The sequence below is a fragment of the Desulfoprunum sp. genome, assembly GCF_053613775.1.
Genome location: NZ_JBSHXH010000004.1, coordinates 1,712,176 through 1,732,459, shown reverse-complemented (window position 1 = coordinate 1,732,459; position 20,284 = coordinate 1,712,176). Strand labels below are relative to the sequence as shown.

Sequence of the window (20,284 nt, the reverse complement as noted above, 5' to 3'; positions counted from 1 at the left end):
AACAGACAACGATCCGGCGGATTCCCGCCGTGATCAACAACCGTAGCGATACGGGAGGAGGAATCTCATGAAAAAGGCAGTGTTTTTCGGTCTCACCCTGGCGGCCGTCCTGACGGTGATGGCTTCGGCGGCATCGGCGGCCGACTGTTCGGGCGCCTGGCAGGTCAATCGGTATTATACTCCCGGCACCGGTGGGGTCTGCGCCGCGATGGGACTGGACACCCATCGGGCGGTGTGCCTGCCCGGCCAACGGTTTGCGACCTACTGCGACGACGCCTCGGGCGGACGGTTCCGCACCTGCCAGAGCAATATCCCCTGCGGCGGTCGGGGGTACGGCGGCCGCGACGGCTATCGCGACAGGTACGACCGTTGGGACAACCGTGATGATCGGCGTGATTATTATGATGACCGGCGCCGCGACGGTTATGATGACCGGCGCCGCGACGGCTACCGCTACCGCTACGATCGGGTCCCCGACTGCAGCCGTTGGGACTACCAGCATAACCGCCCCTGTCCTCCGGGGACCATCAATCGCGATTGTCGCGGTGATTGCGGCGCCAGGTGGTAATTGACACGGATGAACCTTGTGCAGAATGACAAAATCACATAGTACGTCCCCCTCCCATCTCGAATGGCCGAGAGAATGTATGTTGTCCCGAGATAATGCATGTTGTCATTTCGAAGCGAAGCGAGAAATCTCGTTGTTCCCGCCAGGGCGAAGGCCGGGATGCTTTCTCCGCTGTCATTTCGAAGCGAAGCGAGAAATCTCTTGTTCCTTTGCCGGAGTCCATTCCACGCCCTGTTTGAGATCTTCGGTCGAAATGACAGGACCTGCAGCTGTTCATTGTGCAAGAGGCTCGGATAACAGGGTGGGGATTCCGACCCCCGGGGGGACAAGACCTCCCTCCCTGTGTTCCTTGATCCTTCTGCTTCTTCATCTGCTATTCCTGGCCCGGCCGGTGGCGGCCGACCAGGCCGGGACGGTGCGCGGGATGTACGGCGTCTCCGGCGCCGATCTTAACCGGACGATCGCGATGCTGCGGCCGGCGGGGGTGACCCATGTCTTCGCCCCGCCCGACCAGGCGATCATCACCCGGCTGAAGCGGGAGGGCTTCCGGGTGTTCCTGACCCTCAACGTCTTCGGCGGCACCGCCGCCTGGGAGCGCTTTCCGGACGCGGTGCCGATCACCGCCGCGGGTACGCCGGTCCCGGCCCGGTTCGGCGGCGTCTGCCCGACCCATTTCACCTGGCGCGAGGAGCGATTGGCCCTTGCCGCCGCCTGGCTGCGGCAGTTCGGCGCCGGCATCGACGGCCTGTGGCTTGATTTTGCCCGTTATCCCGGCCGCTGGGAGAGCAGCCGGCCGGAGATCCCCGACACCTGCTTCTGCCCCCGCTGCCTGGCGCTGTTCCAGGTCGAGAAGGGGGTCAGGATGCCGGACGGCCTGAAAACCGCGGCGGCCGCGGCCTGGATCCATGATCACGCCGAGGCGCAATGGCTGCGGTGGAAGAAGGAGCAGATCACCTCCTTCGTCCGCGACGTGCGGGCGGTGATCGACAAGGCCCGGCCAGGGGAGCGCTGCCGCCTCGGCGTCTTCCTCGTCCCCTGGACCAAAGGGGAGCGGCAGGGGGCGGTGACCTTCCGCCTGGCCCAGGATGCGGCGCAGATCGGGCGCTACGTCGATGTCGTGTCGCCGATGGCCTATCACCGGATGGTCGACCGGCCGGCGGCCTGGACCGGCGAGATCGCCGCCTATTTCGCCGACATGACCGGCGGACCGGTGTGGCCGATCGTCCAGGGCGATGCGGCTACCGCCGCCGACTTCAGCCGGGTGGTGGCGGCGGTCGCCGCCGCCGGGGCGCCGGGGCTTCTGGTCTATAGCCAGGCCGGGATGCAGGAAGGGATGTGGCCGGCGCTGGCCGGATTCCGGGCCCGGGCCAACCTCCTCCCCAATCCGGGGTTCGCGGTCCCGGCCGGCGGGGATCGTCCGGTCCTCCCGTCCTGGCACCAGGGCAGCGGCGGCCTGGTCCGGGACACGAAGTTCCTGCTCCGGGCGGGAACCGCCGCCGGGAGCGGGGCCATCGGGATCACCGCCGGCCTCGATCGCCAGGGGGCCTGGCGGGCGGCGCTCCCCGCCTGCGCTCCGGGCCGGAGCTATGCCTTCAGCGGCGATTTCTTCCGTGACGACCTGCAGCGTGGCGGGTATCCGGCGGTTGCGATCTGGGGCCGGGAGTACCTCCTCAACACCCATCGGCTCGCCGGCCGCTTCCAGCGCCTGCGGGTGACGGCGGAGTGCCCGGCCGGGCCGGGCGAGGGGGACCGCACCTTCGCCTTTCTCAATTCCGTCGCCGGCTCGACCTTCTGGCTGCGCGACCCCGAGTTGGTGGAAGCGGCGGCCGGACCGCAGGAGAAGGCGGTGCCGGCCGATACCTCGTTCTTTCCCCTCGGCGCTTACGGCGCCACGCTCGCCACCCTGCCGCAGATCAAGGAGATCGGGCTCAACAGTGCCGTCCTGCCGCTGACGGCGGCGGCGACCGCCGCCTGCATCGACCACGATCTCCACTGCCTGCTGGCGGTACCGCGCGACCCCGAACAGCTGCTGCTCGCGCTGCCGCCGGTGACCGACAGCCTCGATCGGGGCCGCTTCGCCTTCTATGTCAACGACGAGCCGGAGATCCACTCCTTTCCCCGCTGGCAGGCGCGGGACATCGCCCTGGTCCTGGCCGACCGCCATCCCGGCACGGCGACCGCGATGGCGGTGGTGCGGCCGCAGAACATCGGCGATTACGCCGGCAGCGCCCGCTATTTCATGCTCGACCAGTACCCGGTGCCGCACATGCCGCTGACCTGGCTGTCGGACTCGATGGACCAGGCGGCCGCCGTCGTCGGCCGCAACCGGCTGCAGGCGGTGGTCCAGGCCTTCGGCGGCCGCGAGTGGAGCGATGCCGGCTGGCCGCGGCTGCCGACGTTTGCCGAGATGAACTGTCTGGCCTTCCTGGCGGTGATCCACGGCAGCCGGGGCCTTTACTTCTACACCTTCCCGAGCATCACCGCCGACCGCCGGGGCCGTGAGGACTTCCGCCGGGTGGTGGCGCGCCTGGGGCGGATCATGCCGTGGCTGGAGCAGGAGAACCGGCCCGGCCCGGCGGCGGTGGAGATGCTGTCGGTCAACCGGGTCGATCCGCAGGGCCGGCCGGCGGTCCATTGCGCCGTGAAGGAGAGGGGGGCGGAACGGATGCTGCTCTGCGTCAACACCATCCCGACGTACACCAGGGCGGCGGTCACGGTGCCGGGCGGCCGCAATGCCCTGTGGGAGGAGGTCTACGACCAGGGCCTATCGATAGCCGTGGGCTCATCCCTCCAACTCGATTTCCAGCCCCTCGAGGTCAAGGTCCTGCAGCGATCGGCCCGGTGAGGCCGGCGGCGGCGCCGGGCTATTTCTCGCCCAGCACCACGGCGATCGAGCGTTGCCGGCCGTCGCGGAGAATGACCAGGGTGACCGTCGAACCCGGGGGGCTGAGGGCGATCCGGTTGCGGAGATCGGCGGCCCCGGTGACCGCGCTGCCGTTGATCGACACGATCAGGTCGCCCGGCCGCAGACCGGACCGGGCGGCCGGCGCCCCGGCGTCGATCCGGCTGACCAGGGCGGCGCCCGCGGCGGTCGGCTGCCGGTCGGGGGGCAGGTCCTGGAGCCCCACCCCGAGCCAGGCCCGGGTCATGCGGCCGTCCTGCTCCAGCCGTTGGGCGATGGTCCTGGCCATGTTGATCGGGATGGCGAAGCCGACCCCCATGTAGCCGCCGGTCTGGGTGAGGTAGGCGGTGTTGATGCCGATCGCCCGGCCGTGGATATCGACCAGCGGGCCGCCCGAGTTGCCGGGGTTGATGGCCGCGTCGGTCTGGATGAAGTCCTCGTACTCGCTGATCCCGACGCTGCTGCGGCCGGTGGCGCTGATGATGCCGGCGGTGACGGTCTGGACCCCCTCGAAGGGGGAGCCGATGGCCAGGGCCCACTCCCCGACCTTGAGTGCCGCGGAGTCGCCGAGGGCCAGGACCGGCAGGCCGCTCGCCGCGATCCGGATCAGGGCGACATCCGACTGCTTGTCCAGGCCGACCACCTTCGCCGTGAATTCGCGCCGGTCGCCGAGGCGCACCGTGATCTCCACGGCCTGGTCGATGACGTGGGCGTTGGTGAGGATGGCGCCGCGGTCGTCGATGATGAAGCCCGAGCCATGGCCGTAGCTGGTGTTGCGGCCGTCGCGGTCCCGGCCGTCGGCGGCCGCTGATTCGCCGAAAAAGCGCCGCAGGGCCGGGTCGTCGAGGAAGTCGTCGGCCGCTGCCGCATCCCGGCCCGCTGCCGCCGTCACCTTCTTGACATGGATGTAGACCACCGCCGGCCCGGCCTGTGCGGCCACGGCGTTGAAGGCCTCGGCGGTCGCGGCGAGCGTCGCGATCCGGTTGGCGGCGGCCTCGGCGCCCAGGCCCGGGTCCGGCAGGAGGGCGAGCAGGAGACAGAGGAGGGCGGGCAGGAGCGGGCGAAGGGTCGGATGGCTGATCATGGGGTCAGGCTCGTGGTCGATTGTCGTGGGTGATGGAAAAGGGTGTCTGCGACAGTACCATATAAAAGGCCAATACCGAAATGGGGATGGATTTCTGCGCTGAAAACGGAAAAATGCATCCAGCCTCGACTTTCGCCACTGGCCATCGGCGGGATGAGTGCTTAGCGTGTCAATTTTTACCATGGCGTCGTGGGGAATGCGGCCGGTCCGGCGGGAACTGCGGGGCCGTCGGGACGCCGCCGCCCGGGAGTGGCGAATGGCACTTCAAAAAAGGTTGGAAAATAAGATAGAATATGGTGAAGAGACCCGAGCGATCCACCCGGTCGCCGCTGCATCGTCCCCTTGAGGATATTTGATGGACGTGATGGATTCCCAATTCTGGCTTGCGGTGCCGCAGATTATCGCCATCGACATCCTGCTCGGCGGCGACAATGCCGTGGTGATCGCCCTGGCCTGCCGCAAACTCCCCCCCCACCAGCGCAAAAAGGGCATCGCCTGGGGGGTGGTCGGGGCCATTGCCCTGCGCATCGTCCTCATCTTCTTCGCCCTGCAGCTGCTGGCGCTGCCGTACCTCAAGGTGGTCGGCGCGCTCCTGCTGCTGTGGATCGGCGTCAATCTGCTGCAGCCGGAAGAGGAGGGCGCCCATGCCGGGATCGAGGGCAGCACCAACCTGCTGGGAGCGATCAGGACCATCATCGTCGCCGACGCCGTGATGAGCCTCGACAACGTCATCGCCGTCGCCGGCGCCGCCAAGGGCCACCTGGGCCTGGTGATCGCCGGCATCGCGATCAGCATCCCCATCATCGTCTGGGGCAGCAAGCTGGTCTTGCGGCTGATGGATCGCTTTCCGGCGGTCATCACCCTGGGCGGCGCGCTGCTGGGGTGGATCGCCGGCGGCATGATCGTCACCGACGTCAAGGTCCAACCCCGGCTGGTCGGGACCCCGGACTGGCTGCACTATGCGGTCTCGGCGGCCGGGGCGCTGCTGGTGGTGGCCGTGGGCACGCTGCTGGCCCGGCGCCGGGCCGTTGTGGCGGTGCCCCTGGCGGATCTGGCGGTGAAGGGCTCGCCATCGAATCCTGCCGATAACCCATAACGGAGGCGACTATGCTGAAAATCCTGATCCCGGTGGATGGTTCGGACCACTCCCAACGGGCGGTGAAACAGGTGCTCGACCTGGCCGCCAGCGGGGCGGCGCTGGAAATCTTCCTCATCAACGTCCAGCTTCCCATTGCCTCCGGGCATGCGCGGATGTTCGTCACTCAGGATGACGTCGATGCCTATCACCGCGAAGAAGGCCTGGCGGCCCTGGCCGGCGCCCGGGCGCTGCTCGATGGCGCCGGGCTGCCCTGCACCCATCACATCGCCGTCGGCCGCGTGGCCGAGACCATCATTCGCTTCGCCCGGGAACGCGGGGTCGACAAGATCGTCATGGGGACCCACGGGCGCGGCGGGCTGCTCGAGGTCCTGATGGGCTCGGTGGCCCGCGAGGTGCTGAGGGACGCCACTGTCCCGGTGCTGCTGGTCAAATGACAAGGGGGATGGTCGCCTCGACCATGTTTTTGTCATCTCGACATCCCCCCGCTGTCATCTCGACCGGAGGGAGAGATCTCCCGCGATGGTCATCAGGACCGAGGCGGGATATCCCAGGAAGGACGAGATTTCTCGCTGGCGCTCGAAATGACAGGAATTACGCTCGAAATGACAGGGAGGGAAGTGTCATCTCGACCGGAGGGAGAGATCTCAAACCGAACGTGGGGGAGGGCTCCAACCACGAGATGGCACACGATAAACGGAATGAAGACAGAATTCCTTGATAGCTTCATGGCGGTACGTATCTTGGAGTTAAACGCTGGACAACCACGTCACTTAAAAAGGAGCATGAAATGAAGATCTATGTAGGGAATATGTCTTACGAGGTGCAGGAGGAAGACCTGCGGCAGGCCTTCAGTCAATTCGGCCAGGTGGAATCGGTCGCCATCATCACCGACAAGTTCAGCGGCCGGTCCAAGGGGTTCGGCTTTGTCGAGATGGCCACCAAGGAACAGGGCCAGGCCGCTATCGACGGCCTCAACGGCAAGGACCTCAAAGGTCGGGCGCTCGTGGTCAATGAGGCCCGGCCGCCGGAAAAGAGGAGCGACGATCGGGGCGGTTACGGCGGCGGCAAGGGAGGACCTGGCGGCGGCGGCTTCGGCCGCGGCGGTGAGGGGGGCGGCTATGGCGGCGGCCGTGGCAGTGGCGGCAAAGGCGGTTATGGCAGCGGTGGCGGCAAAGGCGGCAAAGGCGGCTACAGCGGCGGGCGCGGCGGGCGCGGCGGCGATCGCTGATCCCGGCGTTTTCCCTCGGCGGGCGGCGACGGCAGAGCGCCGCCCCCTGTTGACAGGCGGAGAGTGAACATGCGGATCTGGGTCGATGCCGACGCCTGTCCCCGGCCGATCCGGGATATCCTGTTGCGGGCGGCGGAGCGGGCGAAGGTGGAGACCGTGTTTGTCGCCAACCGCCTGGTCCGGATCCCCCGCACGGCCCATGTCTCCTTCCTCCGCGTGGCCAGTGGTCAGGATGTGGCGGACCAGGAGATCGTCCGGCGGCTCGCCCCCGGCGACCTGGTGATCACCGCCGATATCCCGCTCGCCGCGGCGGTCCTCGAGCGGGGCGGTCATGCCCTCGATCCGCGCGGTGAGATCTATTCCTCCGAAAGCATCGGCGCCAGACTCAGCATCCGCAATTTTCTCGACGACCTGCGGTCCACCGGGGTCGAGACCGGCGGCCCGGCGGCCTTCGTGCAGAGCGACCGCCAGGCCTTCGCCAACCGGCTCGATGCCTGGCTGACGGCCCAGGCCCGAAACCGGTGATGGCGGGGGCGGCGGCAAATCAGCGCCGCCCCGGTCGTCGTGGTACCGATACCGTTCGTTCCTTCCCCTTTTTCAGCGTGGTGGCGAGGTCACCACTTCGACAGCGCCACTGCCCGGGCGGCCCGGGTGAAGCGGCCGGCGGCGAAGCCGAGGCGTTTGACCCAGAAGCCGGGCGCGGTCGATGAGACCTTGAGGCGGCGGGCGACGAAGCCGGGATGCGGCCAGAGCAATCGGGTCAGGGAACGGTCGCGCCAGCCGAGCCCCCGTTCCCGCCATTGACAGACCAGCAGCGCGTCGCGGTCCGCCTGCCAGGCCCCGTGCGCCAGGGCGGCGGCGACCACCGGGCGCTCGTTCGGGGTCAGCGCCTCGGCCAGCGCTCCCCAGATCCAGTCCGGTAGCGGTGTGTCGAAGAGTTGGTGCGCCCCGGCGAGGGCGATAAGCACGATGGCCGGGTTGCCCCAGCCGATCGAGCGGGAGGCCACGGTGTGCCAGTCCGTGACCGCACGGGCCGCCAGGTCCACGTCGAGCCACCAGCGCCACGGAGGTTTCGCCGTCCCCAGGATCAGGTGGTGGGCCACCACGATGAGGTGGTCGGCCGGGGCGGGGGCCAGGACCTCGATCCCGAGGCAGGCATCGGGCTCGGCCCGGGCGATGATCTCGGCGGCGGCGGTCAGCGGCATATCGGGGTAGAGCCGGAAATGGAGATCGATGGCCGAGGCCCCCGGCCAGCGGGCGTAGACGGTGATTTCGTCGCCTTCGCTGCAGGCATGGGCGAGGATCGCCGGGTCGTCGCTCTTCGGCCCTATCCCGTGCCCGGCCAGCCGGTCGAGGATCGTCCGTGGTTCGCCGGCGACGACCATATCGGCATCCCCCATCCGGCGGCACCACGGTTCGGGATACAGCCGCTCGGCCAGCCAGATCCCCTTGATCGGCACGGCAGCGATGCCGGCGGTGCGGAGCGCGCCGAGCACATGGGACACGCAGCGCCGGCGCCAGTCGGCCTCCGCCCGCGCCACCGCCATCGCGATCTGCAGGCGGTGCCGCAGCGGCCGCCAGGACCCGGCATCGAGGAGGCCGAGCCGCTCGATCCGCCAGGCGAGCAGCGGCAGGACATCTTCCTCTTCGACGGCGATGCGGACGGCATCGGCGTCGGTCACCCCGGCCAGGACCGCGCGGCGGGCCTCTTCGCTGATATCACCCATCAATGCCACCGCCAGCGCCCTTTTGAGCGGGGGCAGGGCGGCACCCGGATCCATATTCGGTCTCATCCCGGTCATGTTCTGTTCTCCCGCAACCACGTCGCGACCGCCGGGGCGAGCTGGTCGATGCGCGCGGTGCGCAGCACGGCGAACGACACCCCCGCCAGCCGGACGGCGAGCGCCCCCGGCTCCCACGGTTCACGGCCGTCGCTCCGTCGCACCCGCTGCGGCCAGAGACGGAGCAGGGCCTGACCGGGGCTGAGGGGCTCGATGGCCAGCGGCCCGCGTTCGAGAAACAGGCAATGGTCGAGCCGGGGCGGGGCCAGGCTGTTCCAGGCCAGGGCCGGAGGGGGCGAAAGGCGCAACGACCCGATGATTCGGCCGTCGCCGCAGACCCATTGGGTATCGGTGATGGTGAAGCCGGCGGCGACGAGGTCCTCGCGGGGGGCCGGGAGACGCGGTCATGGGTCGCGGCATCGGCGCCGTAGAGGCTGAAGGCAAACCGGACGTCATAGGCGAGGAGCGAGTCGAGCAGGGCCGGACCGAGGAGCAGGCCGTTGGTGAAGACCTCGACCTCGAGACCGGCGGCGTGCGCCGTCGCCACCACCTCGAGCAGGAAAGGGCAGAGCAGCGGATCGCCGCCGGTCGGCTGCACCTGCCTGAAGCCGAGTCGTGCCGCATCGGCGATGGCGGCCGCCCCTGCCGGCCGCATTCCGCCAGCTGGTCGGCGAGGTCGCCGTGGAGCTCGAGCACAACTGCGTCACCGGCGTCAAAAAAGATGAGATGATCTGGACGGTGGGAGGCGAAGAAAGCGCCGCCCGGGCCGACAAACCACACCGGCGGCTGGTCGTCGGCGGCAGGGACGGGGGGGCTGGCCGATCCCGGAGGGGCGTCGTCGGCGATGAGGGATGCACGCGGCTGACTTTCGGTGGAGGCGGAGTTATTTCGGATTGCAGTCCGGGTCGTTCGGGCTGCAGTTTTCGTTCGGAATACAGATCGAACTTGCCGCGGCCGCCTGGGGCAGAAGGAGTGATCCGACGACGATCGGGACGGTGTAGGCGGCGAGCTTCAGCAGCCTGCGCCGCGCCATCGCCTCGGCGTCGAAGTCGTCAAGCACGACCGGCAGACCCGGAGGGTTTTCGGGCCGGGGATCGCCGGCGTTGTACTCCCCGGCAGCGGAGTCGGGGGAGTGCGGTCCGCACGATATCGGCGGCTCGGCAGCCGAGGAGAGATTCTGTCGTCGAGTCATCTGGGGATACGGGACCGGTGTCAAAAATTTTGCTGGTTGGGTGTTCGCCAAATCATCGTATTGAGAATGTATCTCGTTCCCATGATAACGGACAAAAATGGAATTTTCACTCTTTTTTGTTGTTTTCGTCGATGCATCACCGCAACCTCACCCGGTTGGCTGCCTGGCGGAATATCTCTTCCTGATCACTGCAGAAATTGGGGCGGCGACGGCGGCTGCAGCGGTGCTCGGCCCCGGATCAGACGAGCCGGAGACTGACAACGGCGTACAGGCAGAGACAGAAGGCCGGCACGGCGAACATCTTCAGGGAATAGCGGCGGGCGATCAACAGCCGTTTGATGATGCGGTGGGAGGCGTAGAGGGCGGCGATCAGGCCGCCGGCCACGGTGATCGCCTGGAGGACGAACGCGGCGTCGGGGCTCATGATCCGGGGGGCGCCGTAATTGCCGCCGCTGCCGGCGAGATCGAGGATGTTGGCCGGCAGCAGCCCGAGGCCGCCGACGAAGATCTCCAGGTGGGCCGCCATGAAGGCGCTGAGCACCAGCGGGATCATGCCGTAGCCGATGATCGAGGCGGTCGCCTTCCAGCTGTTGCCGGTGAGCCGGGCCATGATCTGCGACAGGAGCGCCGCGCCGCCGAGGTAGATCAGGATGCAGCCGAAGAAGAAGATGCTCGACACCGGCACCGGGCTGAGGGGGAGTCCGAAGCCGTTCCCGGTTGCGGCCCAGCCGGCGACCAGGCCGGGGTATTTCAGGTTGACGGCGAAGGGGAAGAAGACCGCGGCCAGGACGATCACCAGGATGCTGTCCTCGAGGCGCGGCGCCTGCATGTTCCACAGTTCCTGGGGGGCGAGGCGGAGGTTGAGATGGATCGAGTCCAGCCGGCAGTTCTTGATGCATTGGCCGCAGAGGATGCAATCGCGGTTGTTGTCGACCAGGAACGGGTGGCGGAACATCGGGCAGCCGGGGGACGTGTCGTTGCCGGTATAACAGACATGGTCGGTGCAGCGGTTCATGCACATGTGGGAGTTGGCGCGCAGCTCGAGGGTCGACGGCATCGAAAAGATGGCGTTGATCGCCCCGAGCGGGCAGAGGTAGCGGCACCACACCCGGCGTTTGAAGAAGATGCTGAACACCAGGGCACCCAGGGTGATGGCGGTGATGATCGCGGCGGTGAGGCGCGGCGACTGGTAGGCGTTCCAGGTGATCTCGATCCAGAACAGCAGGGTGCAGAGCCCGGCCATGATCCACCCGGAATACCTGCGGATGAACGCCGGGGTCGGCCTCTCCGGCTTGAACACCGACTGCGCCAGCCAGCCGGGCACCGACAGGCCGCAGACGCTGCACCAGGTGCGGGCCAGGAAAAAGAAGGAAAAGATCATCAGCGGCCATCCCACCACCCAGCTGAGGGTGAGGCCGATATTCTTTTCCGGTGCCGCCGGACCGAACACGAGCGCGACCAGTACCAGGGCAAAACAGAGTCCCACCAGCGCCTTCGGCAGCAGCGGGTAGAAGCGGCTGGTGACGAACGAACGCACCGCCCGCAGCCGCAGCAGGTTGAACTCCCATTTGCCTTCGGTCTTCGGCATGCCGAGCAGGACCTGATTGCTCAGGGCTTCGTTGCTGCGGCCGAGGATGACCGCCCGTTGCAGGACGCTGGCCATTTCGGCCAGGTTGCCCGGCCAGTCGTAGTTCATGAATGTCCCGAGGGTCCGGTCGTCCACCCGGGTGACGGTCTTGCCGTACTGCAGGCTGTAGCGTTGGAGGTAGTACTGGATCAGCCGCGGGATATCGCGGCGGTGGGCGCGCAGCGGGGCCATCCGGAAATGGCGGTTGGCCACCAGGGCGTAGAGCGTGGGCAGCAGCCGGTTGTGACCATCCTCCATCCGCGGTGTATCGTTGCAGATCAGGATGATCCGGGAGCGGAGGGGGATCCGGACGTCGCCGGCGACCTTGGTGAAGAAGCCGCGCTTGATGATGCCCGCCAACTCGCGCTGGAAGTCGGGCTCCAGCAATTCGGCGTTGTAGAGGACGACCGTGCCTTCCTGCGACCGCTCGAACACGCCGAGCCGGTCGATCAGCGAGAAGGCGAAGGATTCCCGCTCGTTGCCGAACAGTTCCATCTCCAGCTGGGCGGAATCGAAATCGCGGACATCGACCTCGAAATACGGCCCGGCCCCGTGGGCGCTGGCCCGGTGGATCTCATAGGCCGCCATGCGGCGGCCGGTGCCGCTCTCGCCGGTGATCAGCACCGGGGCAAGGGAGGAGCTGAATTTTTTCGCCGCGGCCATGATCTGCCGGGCGATGGTCGATTCCGGCGGCTGCCCCGCCGCCATCCCTCTCGCCGCTCCCGCCGTCGATGTCGGTCCCGAAAAGAAGGTCGGGTCGAGGTTGTGCTCGGAACTGCGGCGGGGGTATCTGCTCTTCGCCAGGGCGCCGGCGTGGTCATGGTACGATACCCGCAGCCGTCGGGCCAGGCCGATGCAGAGCCGACGCTGGATGACCTGGTTGGCGAGCAGCTCGTGGTTGAAGGCCTCGGCGTCGAAGCACAGCAGGGAGAGGGCGGTCAGGGCCCGGACATCGATGCTGTGGGTGCTGTTGGTCAGCAGGGCGGTCTCGCCGAAGTGGCCGCCGGGGCCGATGCGGCTGACGAGGAACTGGTCGCCGCCGTCGACATCCATCGTCAGCTCGGCCTCGCCGTCGGCGATGATATGGAAACGGCAGTCGCTTTCACCCTGGCGATAGACGTACCGGCCCTGTTCGACGGTCCGCCATTGCCCGGCGGCGATGAGCCGTTCCACCTCGGCGGGGTCGACGTCCTGGAAGAGGGCGGACCTCTGCAGGTTCCGTATCAGGTCATCCTGTTCGGGCATGGGCCACCCACCATTTCCATACGTTGTTCCCCGGTTCCGGCGGTGCCGGCTGTCCCCGGCAGGCCGAAGAAATCGATCGCATTGCCATGCAGCAGGGCCGCCAGGGCCCGGGGTGGGAGTCGGGCGGCCTGCAGCCGTTGCAGTTCCCGGTCCCAGGCATAGGGGATGTTGGGAAAATCGGAACCGTACATGACCCGGTCGGAGCGGTAGCGGCCGATATCGATGTCCTCCTGAAGCGGGAAGTAGCCGGCCAGGGCCATCGTCGTGTCGAGCCAGAGATGGTCGTACTTCTCGATCAGCTCCCGGTAGGCGGCGATTTCATCGAGGCCCAGGTGGGGCACGCAGACCTTGAGACCCGGGAACTCCTGCAGCACCCGTTCCAGCTTGCGCGCACGGCACAGCACGTACGGGTCGCAGCGGTAGGCCTCGCTCTTCGGTTCCCGGCCGACATGCATCACCACCGGTTTGCCGTTGCGCCGGCAGCAGTCGTAGAGCGGCTGCATTGCCGCGCCGTTCATGTCGAAGCACTGGACATGGGCGTGCAGTTTGAGCCCGCCCAGACCGGCGGCGAAGGCCTGCTGCAGCAACTCCTCGGCACCCTCCTCGCCGGGGAAGACGGTGGCCATCCCGGTGACCCGGCCGGCGTAGCGGCGGCAGATCGCCGCCATGTGGTCGTTCAGCTGGGTGGCGATGCCGGGTTTATGGGCATACTGCAAGGCGATGACATGGCCGACGCCGCGCGACAGCAGGAACTCGATGATCTCGGCCGATCCCAGCCGGTAGCGGATGCGCCAGCCATGCTGATCGAACCAGTTGCGGACCGCCGCAAAAAGGGCGTCGGGAAAGATGTGGACATGGGCGTCGATGACGGCGGGGAGATCGGGGGGAACACTCGCCTCTTCCCGGTCATGAAGCGACGGCATGTTCGGATGGAGCATCATGGCGGCAATGTCAAAAGGTTGAGGGTGGCGCCGCAGGCGGCAGGGTCATCATCACCGTATCGGCCGGAACGGGCGTCAGAAGATACCGAAATCGACCCCGGCGGCCAGGGTCTGGCCCAGCTCCTCGAGGTCGGCCAACTGCGGTTCGGTCGGGGCGCCCACTACCCGGAAGTGCTCCTGGACTTTGTGCCATTTGTAGCCGGCGGCCAGCCGTTCGATCTGGGTGATCGCCCCCCGGCCGTCGTTGCCGGCACAGACGAAGATCACGAACGGCAGGCCGATGGTCCGCTCCCGGGCGGCCTCGTAGGTCCGGTCGAAAAAATCCTTGATCATCCCGGCCATCGTCCCGAAATATTCCGGCGTGCCGATGGCGATGGCGCTGCAGTGCAGCAGGTCGTCGATACCGGCATCGGCCGCTCTTTTGAGGATCACCGTGATGGCTTCCTCCCTGGCGGCGCCGCGGGCGAAGCGGTGCGCCATGCGTTCCATGGTGCCGCCCCGGGAGTGGTAGATCACCAGAATCGATTTCTTTTTTGTCTCCATGTTCCGTTTCCTGAGGCTAGTCGCAGGCGAAATAGGTCACATAGCGGCCGATCTCGGCGATGCCGACCCGGTTGACCCTGTCCTCGAGCAGATTGCGGTTGTGGCCCCGCGACTCCCGCCAGCCGTCGAACATCTGCAGCGGCGAGACGAAGTTCCAGCCGACGTTCTCGATGCAGAGACGGCTGCCGGCCTGTGCCAGACGATCCTTGAAGTGGCGGTGATTCATCTTCTGCCGCTGGAACATCTCGGTGCAGTGCCCCCTGGCCAGCCGGGCCAGTCCGGTGTCGGGCCGCAGCGGGTTGAGCCCGTGCTCGAGGCGGTAGAGGTTGATCCGCTCGAGCAGGGCCCGGCTGTAGCCGCTGTCCTCGGCCGGGACCGGGACCGGCGGCGCCGCGCAGGCGGTCAGCGCCAGCAGGATGAGCAAGACGGTGGCCGATCTCATTTTCCAACCTCTTGGAACGTTCAGGCGTTTAGGCGGTTAGGCGTTTAGGCGTTTAAACGTTTAAACGTTTAAACGTTTAAACGTTATTTCCTCAACTCGTTGCCGAACTGCTCCAGGCGTTTGATCCCCTCCTGCAGTTGCGGTTCGTTCATGAACTCCAGCACCTTCTGCGAGTAATCGTCCAGCTGCCACAGGGCGAAGGAGTTGACCCCCCGCAGGCGGGAGTTGGCCGCCAGCGGGGGGGTGCCCCCGGCGCCGGCCTTGACCCGCAGCACCGGCCGCCCTCCCTGGGCGGGGCCGGGATCGATGACGAACAGGGCGGTCTCCGTCAGTTGCTGCCGCACCTCTTTGCCGAGGAAGAGCCTTATCTCGACGCCGTCGCCGGCGACCTGCAGTCCCAGGACCCGACCGACCTTTATCCCGGCCATCCATACCCCGGTGCCCGGGGTGATCCCGCCGGCGTCGGCAAAGACGACGGTGACGCTGTTGTTGCGCTGGTACAGCTGCCACAGGCCAAAGCCGGCGCCGCCGAGCACGGCCACCGCGAGCAGTACGAGCCAGATCTTTTTCATGTCGGTTCTCCGCTATTTATTTCAAGGTACCCAAGGAAGAGGCCTGCCGTCAAGAGCGGGATTGACGGTAGTGTCGGCGGGGGCCGGCCTTGACAAGCGGGGAGCGCTCCAATACCATGAATCTGTTCCCTCCCCAACCAACACCAGTGAGGCAATCATGACGGTGAGAAATCTCAACCATATCTTCGCCCCGGCCTCGGTGGCCCTGATCGGCGCCAACGACAAACCGGGGACGGTGGGCGGCGTGCTGGCCGGCAACCTGTTCGGCGCCGGCTTCGCCGGGGAGATCTTTCCGGTCAACCCCAAATACCCCGTCATCGCCGGGCTGACCGCCTATCCGGACGTCGCCTCCCTGCCGCGGACCCCGGATCTGGCGGTCATCGCCACCCCGCCGGATACCGTCCCCGGCCTGGTCGACGAGCTCGGTCGGCGGGGCTGCAAGGCGGCGGTGGTCATCACCGCCGGGTTCGGCGAAGGCGGCTCGGCCGCCGGCCGGGCCCGCACCGAGGCGATGCTGGCCGCGGCCCGGCCCCACCTGCTGCGCATCATCGGCCCCAACTGCCTGGGGGTGATGGTCCCGGGGGTCGCCCTCAACGCCAGTTTCGCCCATGTCCCGCCCCTGGCCGGCAACCTCGCCTTCGTCGCCCAGTCCGGGGCGGTGTTGACGGCGGTGCTCGACTGGGCCACCTCGCGGCGGATCGGTTTTTCGCACTGCGTCTCCCTCGGCGACATGGTCGATGTCGATTTCGGCGACATGCTCGACTACCTGGCGGCCGACATCGCCACCCGGGCGATCCTGCTCTACATCGAGGCGGTCACCCACCCCCGCAAGTTCATGTCCGCCGCCCGGGCCGCGGCCCGGATCAAGCCGGTGATCGTCGTCAAGGCCGGCCGCTACGCCGAGGGGGCCCGGGCCGCCGCCTCCCATACCGGGGCCCTGGCCGGGGCCGACGCGGTCTACGACGCCGCCTTCGCCCGGGCCGGGATGCTGCGGGTCAAGGATATGCAGGCCCTGTTCGATGCGGTCCAGACCCTGGCGATGGTCCGCCAGGTCCCCGGCGACCGCCTGGCGATCCTGACCAACGGCGGCGGCATGGGGGTGATGGCCACCGACACCCTGATCGAAAGGGGCGGCCGCCTGGCGGATCTGGCGCCGGCCACCGTCGACCGCCTCGACGCGGTCCTGCCGCCCACCTGGTCGCACGGCAATCCGGTCGACATCATCGGCGACGCCCCCGGCAGCCGCTATGCCGCCGCCCTCGAGGCGCTGGTGGGCGACGACCAAAGCGATGCCGTGCTCGTCATCAACTGCCCGACGGCGGTGGCCTCGGCCGCCGACGCCGCCCGGGCGGTGATCGCCACGCTCAAGGACCGGATGTCGCTCTACAACCGCAAGGCGGTGCTGACCTGCTGGCTCGGGGATGGGTCGGCCCTCGAGGCCCGGCGGCTGCTGACCGAGAATCGGATTCCGACCTACGAGACCCCGACCCAGGCGGTGCGCGGTTTCATGCAGATGGTGCGGTACCGCAACAGTCAGGCGATGCTGATGGAGACCCCGCCGACGGTTCCCGAGGCCTTCACCCCGGACCCCGCCGCCGCCCGGCGGATCGTCGCCGCGGCCCTGGCGGCCGGTCGGGACTGGCTGACCGAGGTCGAGGCCAAGGCGGTGCTGGCCGCCTACGCCATCCCGGTCGTCCCCAGCCATGTCTGCGCCACGCCGGAGGAGGCCGCGGCGGTGGCGGCCGGTATCGGCGGCGCGGTGGCCCTGAAGATCCTGTCGCCGGACATCGTCCACAAGTCCGAGGTCAGCGGGGTCAGCCTCAGCCTCGAGACCCCGGCGGTGGTCCGCGCCAATGCCGCGGCGATGCTCGAACGGGTGCGCGGCCTGCGCCCCGATGCCCGACTCGACGGCTTTACGGTGCAGCCGATGGTCCATCGCCCCCAGGCCCATGAGCTGATCGTCGGCATGATCGACGACAGCCACTTCGGCCCGGTGCTCCTCTTCGGCCATGGCGGCGTCGCCGTCGAGGTCATCGGCGACAAGGCCCTGGCCCTGCCGCCGCTCAACATGCACCTGGCCCGCGAGATGATGACCCGGACCCGGGTCTACGGCCTGCTCCAGGGCTACCGGGGGACCCCGGCGGCCGACCTCGACGCTGTCGCCCTGACCCTGGTGAAGGTGTCGCAGCTGGTCTGCGATCTGGCCGAGATCGCCGAGCTCGACATCAACCCCCTCATCGCCGACGAGCACGGGGTGATGGCGCTCGACGCCCGCATCCGGGTGGCCAGGGCCGAAGGTCCGGCGATGGAGCGGCTGGCGATTCTGCCCTATCCCCGGGAACTGGAGGAGCGCCTGGTCCTGCCGGACGGCCGCAATCTCCTGATCCGGCCGGTCCGCCCGGAGGATGAGCCCGGTTTCCAGCAGATCTTCGCCAGCCTGTCGCCGGAGGAGATCCGGCTGCGCTTTCTCCATATGATGAATGTCCTGCCCCACGACCAGGCGGCCCGGTTGACCCAGATCGACTATGACCGCGAGATGGCCCTGGTGGTCGAGGGCCGGGATCGGGAGGGCGGCGCCGAGCTGTACGGCGGGGTGCGGATCAGCGCCGACCCGGACCATGAGCGGGCCGAGTTCGCGATCCTGCTGCGCCATGACAAGACCGGCCTGGGGCTGGGGCCGATGCTCATGCGCCGGATCATCGATTATGGCCGCGGCCGGGGGATCGGCGAGATCTTCGGCGAGGTGCTGGCCGACAACAAGCCCATGCTCAAACTCTGCCGGGCCTTTGGTTTTTCGGTCAAGGCGGAGCGGGAGGATCCGGGGGTCATGTATGTCTCCCTCGGCCTGTGACGGCGGGCGGCCCGAACCGCATGGCGCCTTCGGGGAGACCGACTCCGGCCGGGCGACAGGAGTTTTCGGGCGATAGGCTTTGCAGCGGGCCGCCGTTGCGATATAATCATCACTGAAGCGGAGCCCGCTACGACACCGCGAGGACGAGGCCGGACCGCGGCCCACAGTCCCGCCGTCTGTCATTGAGCCCGCCTGATGCCCGGACCATCCGCTGGGACCATTCTGAATCGCAAAACAAAACGAGGAACGTATGGCGACTCCGTTTGTTGTCAAGGATTGCACCCTCATTTCCATCGCCACCGGGGAGGAAGCCCAGAACCTGCGTGAACTGAGCGATCGGGTCAAGACCATCCATCCCGGCTGCATCTATTACCATTTCTGGGGCGGCATGCTGCGCTCCGCCTTCGATGAGCCGGAATACCAGAACGACTTTGCCGCCTGGGCCTGGCGCAGCCTCCACGACAGCCGCCTGGCGGAGCGGCTGGCGATCGTCGACCCCAGCCATCATCAGCAGGATATCGAGGGATTGCGACAGGAACTGATCGATGTGATCGACGAGCGGCTGTCGGAGAGTGAATACGTGCCCTGGGCCCGCTCCGGGCAACGCTTTAAATTTACCCGGTCGCAGATCGTCGTCTTCGATACCGGCATCCGCATCGCCCACCCCCGGGAAATGGCCGACCGCATCGCCAGGATGTCGCTGGGCTCGATCTTCTATCACTTCATCGACGCCCGCCGCCGGACCAGCCAGGGGAAAAGCGATTTCGTCGAGTGGTTCTACGACTTTGAGGAGGAAGCCTGCGAGGAGCTGATCGGCCGGATCAACCGGATCGACCCGTACTTCACCACGCTGGCCGCATTGCGGCAGGAACTCGAGACCGCCTTCCAGGAATGTCAGTCCGAGGAGGAACGACCATGACCAACTTACTGGACGATTATGCCGAGATCGTCGGCGCTGTGGTTATCGATCAATTGAAACAGCTGGCCCGGCCGCTGCAGGGGATGAAGGTCGTGCACGTCAACTCGACCCGGGAGGGCGGCGGGGTGGCGGAGATCCTCAACTGGCTGATCCCGTTCAAGAACGAACTGGGGCTGGAGGCCGAGTGGGAGGTCGTCAGCGGCGACCGCGACTTTTACCAGTGCACCAAGAGCTTCCATAACGGACTGCAGGGCAATCCGGTGCTGATCCCCCCGGCGCTGCTGAAGGCCTATGAAAAGGCCAACCAGGACAATGCCGAACGGATGCGGACCAAGCTGGAGGAGGCCGACTTCGTCTTCATCCACGACCCGCAGCCGGCGCCGTTGCTGCAGCTGTGCCCCGGCCGCCGGGGCAAGTGGGTGTGGCGCTGCCATATCGATTTGAGCCACCCGTATCGGGCGGTGTGGAAATATCTGCGCAATTTCGTGGTCGGCTATGACGCCAGCATCTGGTCGCTCGCCGATTTCGCCCAGCCGCTGCCCCACCCCCTCTACCTGATCGCCCCCAGCATCGACCCGCTGAGCCAGAAAAACATCGCCCTGTACCCGGACGAGGTCCACGGGGTCTTCGCCCGCTACGCCATGAATCCCGAGCTGCCGCTGATCACCCAGGTGTCGCGGTTCGATCGGTTCAAGGACCCGCTGGGGGTGATCCATGCCTTTCGGCTGGTGAAGGAGTTCACCCCGGTGCAGCTGGTGCTGGCCGGCGGCGGGGCCAGTGACGACCCGGAGGGGGAGGAGGTCCTGCGGGAGGTGCGGGCGGCCGCCGGCGACGACCCCGATATCCATGTCCTGCTGCTGCCCTCCGATGCCCATCGGGAGATCAACGCCCTGCAGCGGGCCTCGACCATCTGCGTGCAGAAATCGACCCGGGAGGGCTTCGGCCTGACCGTGACCGAGGCGATGTGGAAGGGCCGGCCGGTGATCGGCGGCGATACCGGCGGCATCCGGCTGCAGGTCATCAACCACCACACCGGCTTCCTGGTCAACACCCCCGAGGGAGCGGCCCTGCGCATCCGCTACCTCCTCAAGAACCGGGACAAGCTCGAGGAGATGGGCCGCAAGGCCAACGAATTCGTGCACCAGAACTTCCTCGTCACCCGGCACCTGCGCGAATATCTCACCCTGATGATCGCCACCATGCAGAAGGGGGTGGAACGGATCGAGATGTAGAAGGGTGACCGACCGCCGGCCGGCACTGCCCCTGCCCCTGCTGTGCCGCCGGCAACGA

At 67.4% G+C, this 20,284-nt stretch carries 19 protein-coding genes; 10 read left to right on the top strand and 9 right to left on the bottom strand.

All coding sequences use genetic code 11. The features are described 5' to 3' along the window. Positions 1–67 precede the first annotated feature (67 nt). Together ACWGKN_RS11815 and ACWGKN_RS11810 are read left to right on the top strand one after the other, a co-directional pair. A complete protein-coding gene (locus tag ACWGKN_RS11815) occupies positions 68–568 on the top strand; it encodes a hypothetical protein (RefSeq protein ID WP_035228990.1) in 501 nt (166 codons plus the stop codon). A 349-nt stretch (positions 569–917) separates the two neighbouring features. Beyond that, entirely contained in the window at positions 918–3,413 is a 2,496-nt protein-coding gene (locus ACWGKN_RS11810; RefSeq protein ID WP_452095266.1) for a hypothetical protein, read from the top strand. 19 nt (positions 3,414–3,432) lie between these two features. Here ACWGKN_RS11810 and ACWGKN_RS11805 read toward each other — a convergent pair whose 3' ends face one another. Beyond that, entirely contained in the window at positions 3,433–4,554 is a 1,122-nt protein-coding gene (locus ACWGKN_RS11805) for a S1C family serine protease (protein ID WP_452095265.1), read from the bottom strand. A 355-nt stretch (positions 4,555–4,909) separates the two neighbouring features. Here ACWGKN_RS11805 and ACWGKN_RS11800 point away from each other — a divergent pair, with 355 nt between their 5' ends. The 4 genes from ACWGKN_RS11800 (at position 4,910) to ACWGKN_RS11785 (ending at position 7,406) form a co-directional block, all read left to right on the top strand. Further along, positions 4,910–5,650, top strand: a complete 741-nt coding sequence (locus tag ACWGKN_RS11800; RefSeq protein WP_035228995.1) for a TerC family protein — start codon at positions 4,910–4,912, stop codon at positions 5,648–5,650. Between the two features lie 11 nt (positions 5,651–5,661). Then, a complete protein-coding gene (locus tag ACWGKN_RS11795) occupies positions 5,662–6,087 on the top strand; it encodes a universal stress protein (protein ID WP_035228997.1) in 426 nt (141 codons plus the stop codon). A gap of 353 nt (positions 6,088–6,440) precedes the next feature. Beyond that, positions 6,441–6,881 carry an RNA recognition motif domain-containing protein gene (locus tag ACWGKN_RS11790; protein WP_452095264.1) on the top strand — a complete coding sequence of 147 codons (441 nt, stop codon included), beginning with the start codon at positions 6,441–6,443 and terminating at the stop codon, positions 6,879–6,881. Between the two features lie 69 nt (positions 6,882–6,950). Beyond that, positions 6,951–7,406 (top strand): YaiI/YqxD family protein, encoded by a 456-nt coding sequence (locus tag ACWGKN_RS11785; RefSeq protein ID WP_452095263.1) that lies wholly within the window; start codon positions 6,951–6,953, stop codon positions 7,404–7,406. 89 nt (positions 7,407–7,495) lie between these two features. On the opposite strand, the gene ACWGKN_RS11780 is transcribed toward ACWGKN_RS11785, so the two are convergent. Beyond that, entirely contained in the window at positions 7,496–8,662 is a 1,167-nt protein-coding gene (locus ACWGKN_RS11780) for a nucleotidyltransferase family protein (protein ID WP_452095262.1), read from the bottom strand. Positions 8,663–8,679: 17 nt separating this feature from the next. Next, positions 8,680–8,970, bottom strand: coding sequence for a hypothetical protein (locus ACWGKN_RS11775; protein WP_424254581.1), 291 nt, complete (start codon positions 8,968–8,970; stop codon positions 8,680–8,682). A gap of 98 nt (positions 8,971–9,068) precedes the next feature. On the opposite strand from ACWGKN_RS11775, the gene ACWGKN_RS11770 reads away from it, so the two are divergent. Then, a complete protein-coding gene (locus ACWGKN_RS11770) occupies positions 9,069–9,392 on the top strand; it encodes a hypothetical protein (protein ID WP_452095261.1) in 324 nt (107 codons plus the stop codon). Positions 9,393–9,545: 153 nt separating this feature from the next. On the opposite strand, the gene ACWGKN_RS11765 is transcribed toward ACWGKN_RS11770, so the two are convergent. From ACWGKN_RS11765 to ACWGKN_RS11740, 6 genes are all read right to left on the bottom strand, one after another. After that, entirely contained in the window at positions 9,546–9,854 is a 309-nt protein-coding gene (locus tag ACWGKN_RS11765; RefSeq protein WP_035229004.1) for a hypothetical protein, read from the bottom strand. 238 nt (positions 9,855–10,092) lie between these two features. Then, complete coding sequence (locus ACWGKN_RS11760; RefSeq protein WP_452095260.1) at positions 10,093–12,726, bottom strand: sigma 54-interacting transcriptional regulator; 2,634 nt, start codon at positions 12,724–12,726, stop codon at positions 10,093–10,095. Then, the gene (locus tag ACWGKN_RS11755; protein ID WP_452095259.1) at positions 12,705–13,667 is read right to left on the bottom strand and encodes an amidohydrolase family protein; all 963 of its coding nucleotides are present in this window, start codon (positions 13,665–13,667) and stop codon (positions 12,705–12,707) included. The genes ACWGKN_RS11760 and ACWGKN_RS11755 overlap by 22 nt, the downstream gene beginning before the upstream one ends. A gap of 75 nt (positions 13,668–13,742) precedes the next feature. Then, positions 13,743–14,210, bottom strand: coding sequence for a flavodoxin family protein (locus ACWGKN_RS11750; protein WP_035229007.1), 468 nt, complete (start codon positions 14,208–14,210; stop codon positions 13,743–13,745). A 16-nt stretch (positions 14,211–14,226) separates the two neighbouring features. After that, positions 14,227–14,652, bottom strand: coding sequence for a CAP domain-containing protein (locus ACWGKN_RS11745; protein WP_052159888.1), 426 nt, complete (start codon positions 14,650–14,652; stop codon positions 14,227–14,229). 83 nt (positions 14,653–14,735) lie between these two features. Continuing rightward, on the bottom strand, positions 14,736–15,224 hold the full coding sequence (locus tag ACWGKN_RS11740; protein ID WP_452095258.1) for an MlaD family protein: 489 nt from the start codon (positions 15,222–15,224) through the stop codon (positions 14,736–14,738). Between the two features lie 157 nt (positions 15,225–15,381). On the opposite strand from ACWGKN_RS11740, the gene ACWGKN_RS11735 reads away from it, so the two are divergent. The 3 genes from ACWGKN_RS11735 to ACWGKN_RS11725 all read left to right on the top strand — a co-directional run bounded on the left by ACWGKN_RS11735 (position 15,382) and on the right by ACWGKN_RS11725 (position 20,226). Then, positions 15,382–18,075 carry a bifunctional acetate--CoA ligase family protein/GNAT family N-acetyltransferase gene (locus ACWGKN_RS11735; protein ID WP_452095257.1) on the top strand — a complete coding sequence of 898 codons (2,694 nt, stop codon included), beginning with the start codon at positions 15,382–15,384 and terminating at the stop codon, positions 18,073–18,075. Positions 18,076–18,325: 250 nt separating this feature from the next. Further along, positions 18,326–18,994, top strand: coding sequence for a DUF5752 family protein (locus ACWGKN_RS11730; RefSeq protein WP_035229013.1), 669 nt, complete (start codon positions 18,326–18,328; stop codon positions 18,992–18,994). Beyond that, positions 18,991–20,226 carry a glycosyltransferase gene (locus ACWGKN_RS11725; RefSeq protein WP_452095256.1) on the top strand — a complete coding sequence of 412 codons (1,236 nt, stop codon included), beginning with the start codon at positions 18,991–18,993 and terminating at the stop codon, positions 20,224–20,226. Before ACWGKN_RS11730 ends, ACWGKN_RS11725 begins: the two co-directional genes overlap by 4 nt. Positions 20,227–20,284: the final 58 nt, after the last annotated feature.